Raw genomic sequence first — 14,716 nt, 5'->3', positions numbered from 1 at the left:
AGCCGCTGTAGCAGCCCGCCTGTCACTTCTCGTTCAGCGCGGCGAGCGCACGCTCGCTGATCTCGTCGATCTCCCCGACGGCGTCGATGGAGATGACCTTCTCCGCGTAGTAGCTCAGCAGCGGCGCGGTCTCGTTGCGGTACACCTGCTGGCGGTGCCGGATGACGTCTTCCTTGTCGTCCGTGCGCCCGCGCGCGAGCAGCCGCTCCACCACGACGTCCTCGTCGACCCGGAACTCCAGCACCGCGTCCAGCGAGTGGCCGCCGACCGCCAGGAACTCGCCCAGCTTGTCGGCCTGGGCGACGTTGCGGGGGAACCCGTCGAGCAGGAACCCGTCCGCCGCGTCGGCCTCGGCCAAGCGCTTGCGCACCATCTCGTTCGTGATGGAGTCCGGCACGAGAGCGCCCTCGTCGAGGATGCTCTGCACCTCCAGCCCGAGCTCGGTCTGGTTGCTGATGTGTGACCGGAAGAGGTCGCCCGTCGAGATGTGCGGCACGCCGAGCTTGCGGCTCAGAACTTCGGCCTGGGTGCCCTTGCCCGCTCCGGGCGGGCCAACGAGAACGAGTCGCATCTAGCGGAGGAACCCTTCGTAATTGCGCTGCATGAGCTGGCTCTCGATCTGCTTCACGGTGTCGAGACCGACGCCGACCATGATCAGAACCGCGGTACCGCCGAACGGGAAGTTCTGGTTCTGGCCGTCGCCGGTCAGGTCCAGGAACAGGTTCGGCAGGATCGCCACGATGCCGAGGTAGAGCGAACCGGGGAGCGTGATGCGACCCAGGACGAACTTGAGGTACTCGGCGGTCGGGCGACCCGGTCGGATGCCGGGGATGAAGCCACCGAACTTCTTCATCTCGTCAGCGCGCTCGTCCGGGTTGAACGTGATGCCGACGTAGAAGTACGTGAAGAAGACGATCAGCAGGAAGTAGACGCTGATGTGCACCCAGGACGACTGCTTGACCAGGTAGGTCTGCACGAACGAGGAGAACCAGTTCGGCTCGGTCGAGGAGCCCTGGGTGAGGCGGACGATCAGGTCCGGCAGGTAGAGCAGCGACGAGGCGAAGATGACCGGGATGACGCCGGCCTGGTTCACCTTGAGGGGGAGGTACGTCGACGTACCGCCGTACATGCGGCGGCCGATCATGCGCTTGGCGTACTGCACCGGGATGCGACGCTGGGCCTGCTCGACGTAGATGACGCTCGCGATGATGATCAGAGCCGCGACGAGGACGAGCGCGAAGGTCAGCTTGTCCTTCTCGAGGATGTTCTTGCCCTCGGCGGGGATGCGGGCGGCGATACCGGTGAAGATCAGCAGCGACATGCCGTTGCCGATGCCCTTCTCGGTGATCAGCTCACCCAGCCACATGATGACCGAGGTACCGGCGGTCATGGTGATGACCAGCACGATGAGGGTGAAGATGCTGTCCTTGCCAGGGATGACGTCCTGGTCGCACTCACCGAACAGCTGCCCGCGCACCGCCAGCGCCACGAGACCGGTCGACTGCAGGATCGCCAGGCCGATCGTGAGGTAGCGCGTGTACTGGGTCAGCTTGCCCTGACCAGCCTGTCCTTCCTTCTTCAACTGCTCGAACCGCGGAATCACCACGGTGAGCAGCTGAATGATGATGCTCGCGGTGATGTAGGGCATGATGCCCAGCGCGAACACCGACAGGTTGAGCAGAGCACCACCGCTGAACAGGTTGATCAGCGAGTAGATGTTCTGGCCTTCGAGAGCTTCAGCACACGCCCGCACGTTCTTGAAGGACACGCCCGGCGCGGGCATGGTCGCACCAAGCCGGTACACAATGATGATCCCGAGCGTGAACAGGATCTTCTTGCGTAGATCCGGCGTCGCGAGAGCCGAGCGGAATGCGCCGAGCACGCGAACCTCCTGAGCGTTGCCGACCCCCAGGGACCGGCACATGCGGTAGTTGGCAGGCCGAGTCAGGTAGCCACGACCAAGCAACCCGGAGGACATCCGGGTTCAGCCCGCGACTCTAACAGCCCTCCCGCACCACCCCGTACCCAGCGCCCAATCACAGGTTCCAACTCGTTGATCACTGACCACCCCACTAGCCCATCCGGGGTACCGCAACCCAGAAATCCGTGCTACGACCACCCAAAACGCCACTCCGGAACGCCCGCACCACCCACAAAGTTCCCGCAGAAATCCCCGCAGAGCGAACCACCTGACCACGCCGGCCTAGCGGCCAACTGGGGCCACACCAGAGCGCGCCGCCCGGATCGCGGGACGGACTGCGGGAGGCGCCTGCAAAGTGGGCGGCGCGGAGGAGGGCGGCGAAAGCGGCGAGGCAGGTCTGGGGAGGCGGGGGCCTGGCGGCAGGGGGCGGGAGGCGGGGCGGGTCGAGAACCGGGAGGTTCGGCCGGGACTGTGCAGCGCCTGGAAGGCGGAGGGCGGGGACGAGGCGGAACCCGGAAGGCGACGGCGGGGACGCGGGCCGGGATGAGGCCCCCGGAAGGCGAGAGCGGGCAAGACTCGGAGTGCGGGACGGGACAGGGCGAGCTCAGAAGGCGCGACCGGGGACGGCCGAAGCCCGAAAGGCGAGAGCGGGGGCAAGGCGAGGCAGGACAGGAAGGTCGGCGGGGCGAGGCCAGGCGGACACGCTTTCGCAGGGGTCCCCTCGGACTCAGGCTCCCCCGCGACCCAACGTACCGAGAGGGTCTGACAGTCCGGGGTGGTCAGCCGAGCAGCAACGGAGGCGATGGCGGCAGGGGCGGAGGCGCGGAGGCGCGACCCAACCGCAGTCGTCAACGCAACCCGACCACGCACGCAGGCCAGGCGCGCGGTGCCAACCGGACAGCCGTCAACGCAAAGCCAACCACCTACGAGGCCTGGCACGCGAAGCCGAAGGCGAGCCCGAACGGGCTGATCCCACTCCGGTCAGCGGTACCACCCATCGACTGCGATTGGGGCTTGACTTTGGGTGCGAGGTGCTACCACTAGTGGCTCGGCCTGGCCTCTTTTCAGCCCGGCCTTTTCCGGTCCGACAAGCGCCTCGCAAGGGCCCCGAAGTCAAGCCCCAATCGCCACCCCGCTCTTCGGCAGGACCCACGCACGCACCCTCGCAACCGCAGCCCAACCAAGCGAACGCGACCCACCCCGCTGGAACGCGACCAATCCCAACAAACGCGGCCAACCCCGCCGCAACAGGAACCACAACGCAAAGGGCCCCGAGGCGAATGCCTCGGGGCCCTCAGAAACGCGAAACGCGTCAGGCAGAAACCGTGGAAGAACCGCCGGCAGCCGCCAGCTTCTCCACAGCGGACTTGGAGAACTTGTCCGCGGTGACGTCCAGCTTGACCGACACGTCACCGTTGCCCAGCACCTTCACCAGGTGGCCCTTGCGGACCAGACCGGCCAGCACCAGCGCGGGAACGTCGACCGAACCACCCTCGGGGAACGAGGCGGCGATGTCGGAGACGTTCACGACCTGGTACTCGGTGCGGAACGGGTTCTTGAAGCCCTTGAGCTTCGGGAGCCGCATGTGCAGCGGCATCTGGCCACCTTCGAAGCGCGGCGAGACGTTCTTGCGAGCGCCCGTGCCCTTCGTACCGCGGCCGGCGGTCTTGCCCTTGGAGCCTTCACCACGACCGACGCGGGTCTTGGCGGTCTTGGCGCCGGGGGCAGGACGCAGGTCGTGAATCTTGATGGTCACGACTGGACCTCCTCAACGACCACCAGGTGACGCACGGCGTTGATCAGGCCGAGCACCTGGGGGGTGTCCTCACGCACGACCGACTGGCGGATCTTGCGCAGCCCGAGGGTGCGCATCGACTCGCGGTGGTTGTGCTTGGTGCCGATGGTGCTGCGAACCTGCGTGATCTTCAGCTGAGCCATGATCACACCCCCTGGCCCGCGCGAGCGCGGATCATGCCGGCGGGGGCGACGTCCTCGAGGGGCAGGCCACGACGGGCCGCGACCTCTTCCGGACGCTGCAGGCCCTTGAGGGCCGCCACGGTCGCGTGCACGATGTTGATCGCGTTGTCGGAGCCGAGCGACTTCGACAGCACGTCGTGCACGCCGGCGCACTCGAGGACGGCGCGGACAGCGCCACCCGCGATGACACCGGTACCGGCCGAGGCCGGACGCAGCAGGACCACACCAGCGGCCTTCTCACCCTGAACCGGGTGCGGGATGGTGCCGGCGATGCGCGGGACGCGGAAGAAGTTCTTCTTCGCCTCCTCGACGCCCTTGGCGATGGCCGCGGGAACTTCCTTGGCCTTGCCGTAGCCGACGCCCACCATGCCGTCGCCGTCGCCCACCACGACGAGCGCGGTGAAGCTGAAGCGACGACCACCCTTGACCACCTTGGAGACGCGGTTGATCGCAACCACGCGCTCGAGGTGGGGGGTCTTCTCCTGGGCCGCGCCGCCGCGGCCGCCGTCACGACGGTCGCGGCGCTCTCCGCGCTCGCCCCCGCCGCCTTCGCGACGCGTACGTCCTGGCATCAGGCGTCCCTCTCAATTCCGGTGATGATCATTGTCAGAACTCCAGCCCCGCCTCGCGAGCGGCGTCCGCCAGAGCAGCGATCCGGCCGTGGTACGCGTTGCCACCGCGGTCGAACACGACCGCCGTGACGCCGGCGTCCTTGGCACGGGCCGCGGCCAGCTGGCCGACCTTGGCCGCACGGGCCTTCTTGTCGCCGTCCAGGGCACGGACGTCGGCCTCCATGGAGGAAGCGGACGCGATCGTGTGGCCCTTCAGGTCGTCGATGATCTGCACGGTGATGTGCTTCGACGAACGGTGCACGGCCAGGCGCGGACGCTCGGCGGTTCCGTTGACCTTCTTGCGGAGGCGGAAGTGGCGACGGGCCTTCGCAACACGACGCCTGGTGGAGATGTCCTTGCCCACCGGCTTGCGCTTCGTAACAGTCGACTCGCTCATGTCACTTACCCGTCTTTCCGACCTTGCGACGGATCTTCTCGCCCGAGTAGCGGACGCCCTTGCCCTTGTACGGGTCGGGCTTGCGCAGCTTGCGGATGTTGGCGGCGACCTCACCGACCAGCTGCTTGTCGATACCCGAGACGGAGAAACGGGTCGGGGTCTCGACCGCGAAGGTGATGCCCGCGGGGGCCTCCACCTTGACGGGGTGCGAGTAACCGAGCGCGAACTCGAGCTCAGAGCCCTTGAGCGCGACGCGGTAACCGACGCCGTGGATTTCCATCTTCTTTTCGTAACCCTGGGTCACGCCGACGACCATGTTGTGCACGAGCGTGCGCGACAGGCCGTGGAGCGCGCGGTTGCGGCGCTCGTCGTTCGGGCGCTTGACCTCGAGAGTGCCGTCTTCGGCCTTCTCGACGATGATCGGCTCAGCGAGCGTGAGCGTCAGCAGACCCTTGGGGCCCTTGATGCTCACGTCCTGGCCGGCGATGTTCACGTCGACCCCGGAGGGGACAATGATCGGCTGCTTACCGATGCGCGACATGTCTACTCCCCCTTACCAAACGTAGGCGAGGACTTCTCCGCCCACGCCTGCCTTGTTGGCCTGACGGTCGGTCATGAGACCGCCAGAGGTCGAAATGATCGCCACGCCGAGGCCACCGAGAACTCGGGGCAGGCCAGTGGACTTCGCGTACACGCGCAGACCGGGCTTGGACACGCGGCGGAGGCCGGCGATGCTGCGCTCACGGTTCGGGCCGTACTTCAGCTCGACGACCAAGTTCTTGGCCACCTCGCCGTCCTCGTCGCGGTACGAGGCGATGTAGCCCTCGCGCTTGAGGATCTCGGCGATGTTCGCCTTGATCTTGGAGTGCGGCATCACGACCTTGTCGTGGTAAGCCGAGTTCGCGTTCCGCAGACGAGTGAGCATGTCTGCGATGGGATCGGTCATCGTCATGGTGACCTGGTCAACCTTTCTCGCTGCGGTTCACCGGCTCAGGGTCCAGACCCGCCCTCCCCCGGAGGGGAGAGCAGGACGGTCGTGTGCGGGCCTACAGCGAAGTAATGAAGCTTGGAATTACCAGCTGGACTTGCTCACGCCAGGCAGCTCACCGCGGTGAGCCATCTCGCGCAGGCAGATCCGGCAGAGGCCGAACTTGCGGAACACCGCGTGGGGGCGGCCGCAACGCTGGCACCGGGTGTAACCCCGGACCTTGAACTTCGGCTTCTTCGCGGCCTTGTTGATCAACGCCTTCTTGGCCATCGACTCAGTTCTCCTTGAACGGGAAGCCCAGGTGCTTCAGCAGCGCCCGGCCCTCCTCGTCGTTCGTGGCGGTGGTGACGACGGTGATGTCCATGCCGCGAGGCCGGTCGATAGCGTCCGGGTCGATCTCGTGGAACATCGACTGCTCGTTCAGACCGAACGTGTAGTTGCCGTTGCCGTCGAACTGCTTGCCCGACAGGCCGCGGAAGTCGCGGATACGGGGCAGCGCGATCGTCAGCAGACGGTCGAGGAACTCCCACATGCGGTCGCCGCGCAGCGTGACGCGCGCACCGATCGGCATGCCCTCACGCAGCTTGAACTGCGCGATGGACTTGCGGGCCCGGCGGACCTCGGGACGCTGGCCGGTGATGATCGAGAGGTCGCGCACGGCGCCCTCGATCAGCTTGCCGTCACGGGCGGCGTCGCCGACACCCATGTTGACGACGACCTTGACGACGCCCGGGATCTGCATGACGTTGGCGAAGGAGAACTGCTTCTGCAGCTCACCCTTGACCTCGTCGCGGTAACGCGTCTTGAGCCGCGGGATGATCTTCTCTGCGGTAGTCATGATCAGATGTCCTTCCCGTTACGACGGGAAATGCGGACCCGCTTGCCCTCGTCGTTCGTCCGGTAACCAACACGGGTCGGCTTGCCGTCCGAGTCGACCACCATCACGTTGGAGACGTTGATCGGGGCTTCCTGGGTCACGATGCCACCAGACTGCGCGCCCCGCTGGGTCTGCGTGATCTTGGTGTGCTTCTTGATCCGGTTGACGCCCTCGACCAGGACCTTGCCGTTCTCCGGGTAGGCCTGGATGACCTTGCCCTTGGCGCCCTTGTCCTTGCCGGCGATGACGACGACCGTGTCGCCCTTCTTCACCTTCATGGTCAGAGCACCTCCGGAGCCAGCGAGATGATCTTCATGAACTTCTTGTCGCGCAGCTCGCGGCCGACCGGGCCGAAGATGCGCGTGCCGCGGGGCTCGTTGTCGTTCTTGATGAGCACGGCGGCGTTCTCGTCGAAGCGGATGTACGAGCCATCCGGACGGCGACGCTCCTTGACGGTGCGGACGATGACGGCCTTGACGACGTCACCCTTCTTCACACCGGCACCGGGGATCGCGTCCTTGACGGTGGCGACGATGATGTCGCCGATGCCCGCGTAGCGGCGACCCGAACCACCGAGAACACGGATGCAAAGGATTTCCTTCGCACCAGTGTTGTCGGCGACACGAAGTCGCGACTCCTGCTGAATCACTTAACTTGCTCCTTGACCATTCCTGGCCCGCCGGATTTCCGACCCGACGGGCTCGGTCTGTCTAGAAAGGACTTACTTGGCCTTTTCGAGGATCTCGACGAGGCGCCAGCGCTTGGTCGCCGACAGGGGCCGGGTCTCCATGAGCAGGACGCGGTCGCCGATGCCCGCCGCGTTCTCCTCGTCGTGCACCTTCACCTTGGTGGTGGAGCGCATGATCTTGGAGTAACGCGGGTGCTTCTTGCGGTCCTCGAGCGCGACGACGATCGTCTTGTCCATCTTGTCGGACACGACGAGGCCCTCACGGACCTTGCGGTCGTTGCGCTTCTCGGTCTGAACTTCGTTGCTGTCGGTCATGCCGCACCCTCACCAGTGGAATCCGGCGAAGCGGAGAGCCCGAGCTCCCGCTCCCGCATCACGGTGTAGATCCGGGCGATGTCGTGCCGGACCGTGCGCAGCCGCCGGTTGTTGTCGAGCTGGCCCGTGGCCATCTGGAAGCGAAGGTTGAAGAGCTCTTCCTTCGATTCCTTCAGACGCAGCACGAGCTCTTCCTCGGTGAGCTCACGCAGCTCGGAAGCGGTGGTACCCGCTGCCATCAGAACTCACCACCCTCACGCGTAACGATGCGGCACTTCATCGGGAGCTTGTGGATCGCGCGGCGGAGCGCCTCGCGAGCGACCTGCTCGTTCGGGAACGCCATCTCGAAGAGGACGCGACCCGGCTTGACGTTGGCCACCCACCACTCCGGCGAACCCTTACCGGAACCCATGCGGGTCTCGGCCGGCTTCTTCGTCAGCGGACGGTCCGGGAAGATGTTGATCCAGACCTTGCCGCCACGGCGGATGTGACGCGTGATGGCGATACGAGCGGACTCGATCTGCCTGTTGGTGACGTACGCCGGCTCCAGAGCCTGGATGCCGAACTCACCGAAGGTGACCTTCGTGCCGCCCTTGGCAGCACCCGACCGCTTGGGGTGGTGCTGCTTGCGGTGCTTGACCCTACGAGGGATGAGCATGGCTCAGCTCTCCGTCTTCTCTGCAGAAGCCGGGGCCTCGGCCGACGCGGAAGCGTCAGCGGCGGCACGGCCGGCCTCGGTGCTCGTCGCCGTGGTGCCGCTGGCACCGGAACGACGGGCACGGTTCGGACGCTCGCCACGGTCGCGGCGCGGAGCGCGGTCGGCCTGCGAAGGCGCAGCCGCATCGAGCGCGCGCTTGGCGGAGATGCCACCGACGATGTCGCCCTTGTAGATCCACACCTTCACGCCGATACGGCCGAACGTGGTGCGGGCCTCGAAGAAGCCGTAGTCGATGTTCGCGCGGAGGGTGTGCAGCGGCACGCGGCCGTCGCGGTAGTGCTCCGAGCGGGACATCTCGGCGCCGCCGAGGCGGCCGCCGCACTGCACGCGGATGCCCTTGACCTGCGGCGAACGCATGGCCGACTGGATGGCCTTGCGCATCGCGCGCCGGAAGGCGACGCGGTTGGACAGCTGCTCGGCGACACCCTGTGCCACGAGCTGCGCGTCCGACTCGGGGCTCTTGACCTCGAGGATGTTCAGCTGGACCTGCTTCTTGGTGAGCTTCTCCAGCTCACCGCGGATGCGGTCCGCCTCGGCACCACGACGACCGATGACGATGCCCGGTCGCGCGGTGTGGATGTCGACGCGCACCCGGTCACGGGTCCGCTCGATCTCCACCTTGGAGATGCCGGCACGCTCCATGCCCTTGCTGAGCAGGCGGCGGATCTTGACGTCCTCCGCCACGTACTCGGCGTACTGCTTGTCGGCGTACCAGCGGGACTTCCAGTCGGTGGTGATCCCCAGCCGGAAGCCGTGCGGGTTGATCTTCTGGCCCACTACCGGGTTCCCTTCGCGCTGGTCTTCTTCGGACGCGACTCCACCTCGATGGTGATGTGCGACGTCCGCTTGCGGATCCGGTACGCGCGGCCCTGGGCACGCGGGCGGAAACGCTTGAGGGTCGGACCCTCGTCCACGTAGGCCACCGACACCCAGAGGGTGGAGGGGTCCAGGGACATGTTGTTCTCGGCGTTGGCCATGGCGCTGGCGAGCACCTTCGCGACCGGCTCAGAGGCGGCCTGGGGCGCGAACTGGAGCACGGCCAGGGCCTCGCTGGCGTTACGACCCTTGATGAGCTCGATGACGCGACGCACCTTCATGGGGGTGTCGCGAACGTAACGAGCCCGAGCCACGGCGCGCGGAAACTCCTGCGCCTCAGCGTCCTTACGGGCGTTCATCGCTGCTTTTCCCTTGCTCTTCTCAGTTCGACGCCTAGCGGCGACGAGACTTCCGGTCGTCCTTGATGTGACCCTTGAAGGTGCGGGTCGGGGCGAACTCGCCCAACTTGTGCCCGACCATCGCCTCGGTCACGAACACCGGGACGTGCTTGCGGCCGTCGTGCACCGCGATGGTGTGACCCAGCATGTCCGGGATGATCGTGGACCGGCGGGACCACGTCTTGATGACGGTCTTCTTGCCCGCTTCGTTCTGAACGTCCACCTTCTTGAGCAGGTGGTCGTCGACGAAGGGACCCTTCTTAAGGCTGCGAGGCATCCTTCACTCCCTCCCTGCTCAGCGCTTCTTACCGGTGCGACGACGCCGGACGATGAGCTTGTCGCTTGGCTTGCGGCGGCGGGTACGACCCTCGGGCTTACCAGCCGGGTTGACCGGGTGGCGACCACCGGAGGTCTTACCCTCACCACCACCATGCGGGTGGTCAACCGGGTTCATGGCGACACCGCGGACGGTGGGCTTCTTGCCCTTCCACCGCATGCGGCCGGCCTTGCCCCAGTTGATGTTCTGGTGCTCCTTGTTGCCGACCTCGCCGAGCGTGGCGCGGCAGCGCACGTCCACGTTGCGGATCTCGCCGGACGGCATACGCAGCTGGGCGTACGGGCCGTCCTTCGCGACGAGCTGCACCGAGGCACCGGCGGAGCGGGCGATCTTCGCGCCGCCACCGGGGCGGAGCTCGATCGCGTGGATCACGGAACCGACCGGGATGTTGCGCAGCGGCAGGTTGTTGCCCGGCTTGATGTCGGCCTTGGGGCCGTTCTCAACCGTGTCACCCTGCTTGAGCTTCTCCGGGGCGATGATGTAGCGCTTCTCGCCGTCTGCGTAGTGCAGCAGCGCGATGCGCGCGGTGCGGTTGGGGTCGTACTCGATGTGAGCGACCTTGGCCGGCACGCCGTCCTTGTCGTTGCGACGGAAGTCGATCAGACGGTAAGCCCGCTTGTGACCGCCACCCTTGTGCCGGGTGGTGATCTTGCCCGACGCGTTGCGTCCACCCAGCTTGTGCAGCGGGCGGATCAGCGACTTCTCCGGAGTCGACCGAGTGATCTCGGCGAAGTCGGAGACGCTCGCACCGCGACGACCGGGAGTCGTCGGCTTGTACTTGCGAATGCCCATCTCTACGCAGTCCTCGTCATCAGGCGGCAGGGCCGCCGAAGATCTCGATCGCCTTGCTGTCAGCCGACAGCGTCACGATCGCGCGCTTCGTGTCCTTGCGCTTGCCGAACCCGGTGCGGGTGCGCTTGCGCTTGCCCTGCCGGTTGATGGTGTTGACGCTGACGACCTTCACGCCGAAGACCTTCTCCACGGCGATCTTGATCTGGGTCTTGTTCGAACCCGGCGCCACCAGGAAGGTGTACTTGTTCTCCTCGAGCAGCCCGTAGGACTTCTCGGAGATCACCGGGGCGAGCAAGATGTCCCTGTGGTCGGGGATCACTTGGAACCCTCCTCGTCCACGACCGTCGCCGTCGCCTCAGCCGAGCCCTTGCCCGACTGGGCCTTGCTGGCGAGGAACACGTCGAGCGAGTCCTTGGTGAACACCACGTCGTCGTTGACGAGCACGTCGTAGGTGTTGAGCTGGTCGGGCGCGATCACGTGCACGTGCGCGAGGTTGCGCACGCTGACCCAGGCGACCTCGTCGGTGCGGTTGAGCACCACGAGAACGCGACGGGCCTGGGTGACCGACTCCAGGACCTTGCGCGCGGTCTTGGTCGACGGGGTGTCCCCGTCCACCAGGCCGGACACGACGTGGACCTGGTTCGCGCGGGCCCGGTCGGAGAGGGCGCCACGCAGAGCGGCGGCCTTCATCTTCTTGGGCGTCCGCTGCGAGTAGTCACGCGGCTGCGGGCCGTGGACGACGCCACCGCCGGCGAACTGCGGCGCACGCGTCGAACCCTGGCGGGCGCGACCGGTGCCCTTCTGGCGGTAAGGCTTCTTGCCACCACCGGACACCTCGCCGCGGGTCTTCGTGGCGTGCGTGCCCTGGCGCGCGGCGGCCTGCTGGGCCACGACGACCTGGTGCAGCAGCGCGACGTTCGCCTGCGCGTCGAACACGGAAGCCGGCAGCTCGACCGAGCCGGCGGACTTGCCGTCCGGGGTGCGGATCTCAACAGTCGACATCAGGCACCACCCTTCGCAGCAGTCCGGACGAACACCAGACCACCCTTGGGGCCGGGAACAGCGCCCTTGATGAGCAGCAGGCCGTTCTCGGCATCGATCTTGTGCACCTTCAGGTTCTGGGTCGTGACGCGCACGTGGCCCATGCGGCCGGCCATGCGCAGACCCTTGAAGACGCGACCCGGAGTGGCGCAGCCACCGATGGAACCCGGCGAGCGGTGCTTGCGCTGGGTGCCGTGGCTGGAGCCGAGACCCCGGAAGTTGTGGCGCTTCATGACACCCGCGGTGCCCTTGCCCTTGCTGGTGCCGGTGATGTCGACAACAGCGCCGGCCTCGAACACCTCAGCGGTGATCTCCTGGCCGACCGTGTACTCGCTGGCGTCGACCGTGCGCAGCTCCACCAGGTGGCGACGGGGCGTGACCCCGGCCTTGGCGAAGTGGCCCGCGACGGGCTTGTTGACCTTGCGCGGGTCAATCGCGCCGGCCGCCAGCTGGACGGCGGTGTAGCCGTCCTTCTCTTCGGTGCGAACCTGGGTGACGACATTCGGCTCAGCCTTGACGACGGTCACCGGGACGACCCGGTTGTTCTCGTCGAAGACCTGAGTCATGCCGAGCTTGGTGCCCAGGATGCCCTTCATCTGCCTGTCAGACATTGGTCCGTTACTCTCCGCGCCCAACGCTTACTGGATGTTGACGTCGACGCTGGCCGGCAGGTCGATGCGCATGAGCGCGTCCACCGTCTTCGGCGTCGGGTCGAGGATGTCGATCAGCCGCTTGTGCGTGCGCATCTCGAAGTGCTCGCGCGAGTCCTTGTACTTGTGCGGCGAGCGGATGACGCAGTACACGTTCTTCTCAGTGGGCAGCGGCACTGGCCCGACAACCCGAGCGCCGGTGCGCGTCACGGTCTCCACGATCTTGCGTGCAGACGCGTCGATCGCTTCGTGGTCGTAGGCCTTGAGCCGGATGCGGATCTTTTGTCCCGCCATGATGGCTTGCCGTTCCTCTGCTTCTCGTAACCGCTGCGGTGCGGTGCCTCGGATGAGGCCTGTTACAGCCTCTTGGCGCGCTCCGCCCCTGTTGAAGTGTCATGGTGCCCGGTCCACGCGGTCGGGCGTGTCGCGCCCGGTGCGCATACCGGTCCCACTCAAGGTCTCCCCGGTGGGATTGGGCCTACCACAGCCCATGCACCCTGATGCCCATCTCCGCAAGGAGGCGTTCACTAACAGGGCGCGGACGCTCGATCTCAGAACTCGAACACGCCGTGAAGCGCGCTCGGCCTTCATCGAGCAACCCGTAAAGGATGCCACACGGGCGTGGGGCGGTCCAAATCGGGGTGGGTGACTTGGAGGCAGATCACGTCGGGATCTTGGCCGGTGAGCGGTGCCGTCCGTCGCTTGTGGAGCGACGAGCGGACGGGTTCCGTTGCCCGGCAACGAGTTCCCGAAGCGGGTCTGCCCCGCGCGCGCTTTCGAACGAACTGGCGTGAGCTGACGCACACACCAGGTGGACCAACGACGAAGGCCGGGCCAACGAAGATCGTTGGCCCGGCCTCACGCCGAACTGGGTCGAGCTAGGTCACTTGATGATCTTGGTGACCGAGCCGGCGCCGACGGTGCGGCCACCCTCGCGGATCGCGAAGCGGAGGCCCTCGTCCATGGCGATCGGCTGGATGAGCTTGACGTCCATACCGGTGGTGTCACCCGGCATGACCATCTCGGTGCCCTCGGGCAGCGTCACAACGCCGGTCACGTCCGTCGTCCGGAAGTAGAACTGGGGACGGTAGTTGTTGAAGAACGGCGTGTGGCGGCCACCCTCGTCCTTCGACAGGATGTAGACCTGCGCGGTGAACTCGGTGTGCGGGGTCGTGGTGCCCGGCTTGACGATGACCATGCCGCGCTCCACCTCCTCGCGCTTGATGCCGCGGAGCAGCAGCGCGGCGTTGTCGCCGGCGCGGCCCTCGTCGAGGAACTTCTTGAACATTTCGATCGAGGTGACCGTCGTCTTCTTCGACGTCTCCTTGATACCAACGATCTCGATTTCCGAGTTGACGTTGATGATGCCGCGCTCGATGCGACCGGTCACCACGGTGCCGCGGCCGGTGATCGTGAAGACGTCCTCGACGGGCATGAGGAACGGCTTCTCGGTGTCGCGCTCCGGCTCCGGGATCGCCGAGTCGACGGCGGCCATGAGGTCGAGAACCGACTTGCCCCACTCGGCGTCGCCCTCGAGCGCCTTCAGCGCCGAGACGCGCACGACCGGCAGGTCGTCGCCCGGGAACTCGTACTCGGAGAGCAGCTCGCGGACCTCGAGCTCGACGAGCTCCAGGATCTCCTCGTCGTCCACCATGTCGGCCTTGTTCAGGGCGACGACGATGTAGGGGACGCCGACCTGGCGGGCCAGGAGGACGTGCTCCTTCGTCTGCGGCATGGGACCGTCGGTCGCCGCGACCACGAGGATGGCGCCGTCCATCTGCGCCGCACCGGTGATCATGTTCTTGATGTAGTCGGCGTGCCCGGGGCAGTCGACGTGCGCGTAGTGACGGTTCTCCGTCTGGTACTCGATGTGCGCGATCGAGATCGTGATGCCGCGCTGCTTCTCTTCCGGCGCCTTGTCGATCTGGTCGAACGCGAACGAGGCGTTCACATCGGGGTACGCGTCGTGCAGAACCTTGGAGATCGCCGCGGTCAGCGTGGTCTTGCCATGGTCGATGTGACCGATGGTGCCGATGTTGACGTGCGGCTTCGTCCGCTCGAACTTCGCCTTGGCCACTGGATTGTCCTCCTGGACTTCTTTTTGCTGGTCCGGCGGGCATTTGTGGCCACCCGCCGGACTTACACGTCAGGGTCTGAAAGTAGCGGACCCCAGGGAGAGACCCCCGGAGA

The 14,716-nt window shown here is 66.3% G+C and carries 24 protein-coding genes; all 24 read right to left on the bottom strand.

The features are described from left to right. Window positions 1-22: 22 nt before the first annotated feature. Entirely contained in the window at window positions 23-571 is a 549-nt protein-coding gene (locus ACQEU1_RS29930) for an adenylate kinase (protein ID WP_359757727.1), read from the bottom strand. Then, window positions 572-1,882, bottom strand: coding sequence for a preprotein translocase subunit SecY (secY, locus tag ACQEU1_RS29925; protein WP_433208765.1), 1,311 nt, complete (start codon window positions 1,880-1,882; stop codon window positions 572-574). 1,351 nt (window positions 1,883-3,233) lie between these two features. Beyond that, complete coding sequence (gene rplO / locus ACQEU1_RS29920) at window positions 3,234-3,677, bottom strand: 50S ribosomal protein L15 (RefSeq protein WP_433208762.1); 444 nt, start codon at window positions 3,675-3,677, stop codon at window positions 3,234-3,236. Next, window positions 3,674-3,859, bottom strand: a complete 186-nt coding sequence (gene rpmD / locus ACQEU1_RS29915; RefSeq protein WP_090094710.1) for a 50S ribosomal protein L30 — start codon at window positions 3,857-3,859, stop codon at window positions 3,674-3,676. The genes rplO and rpmD overlap by 4 nt, the downstream gene beginning before the upstream one ends. A gap of 2 nt (window positions 3,860-3,861) precedes the next feature. Beyond that, window positions 3,862-4,470 (bottom strand): 30S ribosomal protein S5, encoded by a 609-nt coding sequence (gene rpsE / locus ACQEU1_RS29910; protein WP_030473451.1) that lies wholly within the window; start codon window positions 4,468-4,470, stop codon window positions 3,862-3,864. A 34-nt stretch (window positions 4,471-4,504) separates the two neighbouring features. Next, entirely contained in the window at window positions 4,505-4,906 is a 402-nt protein-coding gene (gene rplR, locus ACQEU1_RS29905) for a 50S ribosomal protein L18 (protein ID WP_090015388.1), read from the bottom strand. Between the two features lies 1 nt (window position 4,907). Then, window positions 4,908-5,447 carry a 50S ribosomal protein L6 gene (rplF, locus tag ACQEU1_RS29900; RefSeq protein WP_045309814.1) on the bottom strand — a complete coding sequence of 180 codons (540 nt, stop codon included), beginning with the start codon at window positions 5,445-5,447 and terminating at the stop codon, window positions 4,908-4,910. Between the two features lie 12 nt (window positions 5,448-5,459). Beyond that, on the bottom strand, window positions 5,460-5,858 hold the full coding sequence (gene rpsH / locus ACQEU1_RS29895; protein ID WP_030478309.1) for a 30S ribosomal protein S8: 399 nt from the start codon (window positions 5,856-5,858) through the stop codon (window positions 5,460-5,462). Window positions 5,859-5,978: 120 nt separating this feature from the next. After that, the gene (locus tag ACQEU1_RS29890; protein ID WP_030473455.1) at window positions 5,979-6,164 is read right to left on the bottom strand and encodes a type Z 30S ribosomal protein S14; all 186 of its coding nucleotides are present in this window, start codon (window positions 6,162-6,164) and stop codon (window positions 5,979-5,981) included. 4 nt (window positions 6,165-6,168) lie between these two features. Continuing rightward, window positions 6,169-6,732 carry a 50S ribosomal protein L5 gene (rplE, locus tag ACQEU1_RS29885; protein WP_089915278.1) on the bottom strand — a complete coding sequence of 188 codons (564 nt, stop codon included), beginning with the start codon at window positions 6,730-6,732 and terminating at the stop codon, window positions 6,169-6,171. 2 nt (window positions 6,733-6,734) lie between these two features. Then, window positions 6,735-7,049, bottom strand: coding sequence for a 50S ribosomal protein L24 (gene rplX / locus ACQEU1_RS29880; protein WP_090065866.1), 315 nt, complete (start codon window positions 7,047-7,049; stop codon window positions 6,735-6,737). A 2-nt stretch (window positions 7,050-7,051) separates the two neighbouring features. After that, window positions 7,052-7,420 carry a 50S ribosomal protein L14 gene (gene rplN, locus ACQEU1_RS29875; protein ID WP_030478306.1) on the bottom strand — a complete coding sequence of 123 codons (369 nt, stop codon included), beginning with the start codon at window positions 7,418-7,420 and terminating at the stop codon, window positions 7,052-7,054. A 72-nt stretch (window positions 7,421-7,492) separates the two neighbouring features. Continuing rightward, window positions 7,493-7,774, bottom strand: a complete 282-nt coding sequence (gene rpsQ / locus ACQEU1_RS29870; protein ID WP_030473459.1) for a 30S ribosomal protein S17 — start codon at window positions 7,772-7,774, stop codon at window positions 7,493-7,495. Continuing rightward, a complete protein-coding gene (rpmC, locus tag ACQEU1_RS29865; RefSeq protein ID WP_090094705.1) occupies window positions 7,771-8,013 on the bottom strand; it encodes a 50S ribosomal protein L29 in 243 nt (80 codons plus the stop codon). Before rpmC ends, rpsQ begins: the two co-directional genes overlap by 4 nt. Beyond that, window positions 8,013-8,432, bottom strand: a complete 420-nt coding sequence (gene rplP, locus ACQEU1_RS29860) for a 50S ribosomal protein L16 (protein ID WP_089915289.1) — start codon at window positions 8,430-8,432, stop codon at window positions 8,013-8,015. The genes rpmC and rplP overlap by 1 nt, the downstream gene beginning before the upstream one ends. Before the next feature lie 3 nt (window positions 8,433-8,435). Then, entirely contained in the window at window positions 8,436-9,269 is an 834-nt protein-coding gene (rpsC, locus tag ACQEU1_RS29855; protein ID WP_089915292.1) for a 30S ribosomal protein S3, read from the bottom strand. Continuing rightward, window positions 9,269-9,667, bottom strand: a complete 399-nt coding sequence (gene rplV / locus ACQEU1_RS29850) for a 50S ribosomal protein L22 (protein ID WP_433208749.1) — start codon at window positions 9,665-9,667, stop codon at window positions 9,269-9,271. The genes rpsC and rplV overlap by 1 nt, the downstream gene beginning before the upstream one ends. A 34-nt stretch (window positions 9,668-9,701) precedes the next feature. Continuing rightward, the gene (rpsS, locus tag ACQEU1_RS29845) at window positions 9,702-9,983 is read right to left on the bottom strand and encodes a 30S ribosomal protein S19 (RefSeq protein WP_030478300.1); all 282 of its coding nucleotides are present in this window, start codon (window positions 9,981-9,983) and stop codon (window positions 9,702-9,704) included. 18 nt (window positions 9,984-10,001) lie between these two features. Next, a complete protein-coding gene (gene rplB / locus ACQEU1_RS29840; RefSeq protein WP_089949047.1) occupies window positions 10,002-10,835 on the bottom strand; it encodes a 50S ribosomal protein L2 in 834 nt (277 codons plus the stop codon). 19 nt (window positions 10,836-10,854) lie between these two features. Beyond that, window positions 10,855-11,154, bottom strand: coding sequence for a 50S ribosomal protein L23 (gene rplW, locus ACQEU1_RS29835; RefSeq protein ID WP_065915972.1), 300 nt, complete (start codon window positions 11,152-11,154; stop codon window positions 10,855-10,857). Beyond that, window positions 11,151-11,837 carry a 50S ribosomal protein L4 gene (gene rplD, locus ACQEU1_RS29830; RefSeq protein ID WP_433208744.1) on the bottom strand — a complete coding sequence of 229 codons (687 nt, stop codon included), beginning with the start codon at window positions 11,835-11,837 and terminating at the stop codon, window positions 11,151-11,153. The genes rplW and rplD overlap by 4 nt, the downstream gene beginning before the upstream one ends. Next, on the bottom strand, window positions 11,837-12,487 hold the full coding sequence (gene rplC, locus ACQEU1_RS29825; protein WP_433208741.1) for a 50S ribosomal protein L3: 651 nt from the start codon (window positions 12,485-12,487) through the stop codon (window positions 11,837-11,839). The genes rplD and rplC overlap by 1 nt, the downstream gene beginning before the upstream one ends. Window positions 12,488-12,514: 27 nt before the next feature. After that, window positions 12,515-12,820 carry a 30S ribosomal protein S10 gene (gene rpsJ / locus ACQEU1_RS29820; RefSeq protein WP_003938093.1) on the bottom strand — a complete coding sequence of 102 codons (306 nt, stop codon included), beginning with the start codon at window positions 12,818-12,820 and terminating at the stop codon, window positions 12,515-12,517. A 589-nt stretch (window positions 12,821-13,409) separates the two neighbouring features. After that, window positions 13,410-14,603 carry an elongation factor Tu gene (gene tuf, locus ACQEU1_RS29815; protein WP_433208738.1) on the bottom strand — a complete coding sequence of 398 codons (1,194 nt, stop codon included), beginning with the start codon at window positions 14,601-14,603 and terminating at the stop codon, window positions 13,410-13,412. Window positions 14,604-14,716: the final 113 nt, after the last annotated feature.

The sequence above is a fragment of the Lentzea sp. CA-135723 genome (assembly GCF_050936595.1).
Lineage (GTDB): Bacteria > Actinomycetota > Actinomycetes > Mycobacteriales > Pseudonocardiaceae > Lentzea.
This window is presented reverse-complemented; position numbering and strand designations above follow the sequence as displayed.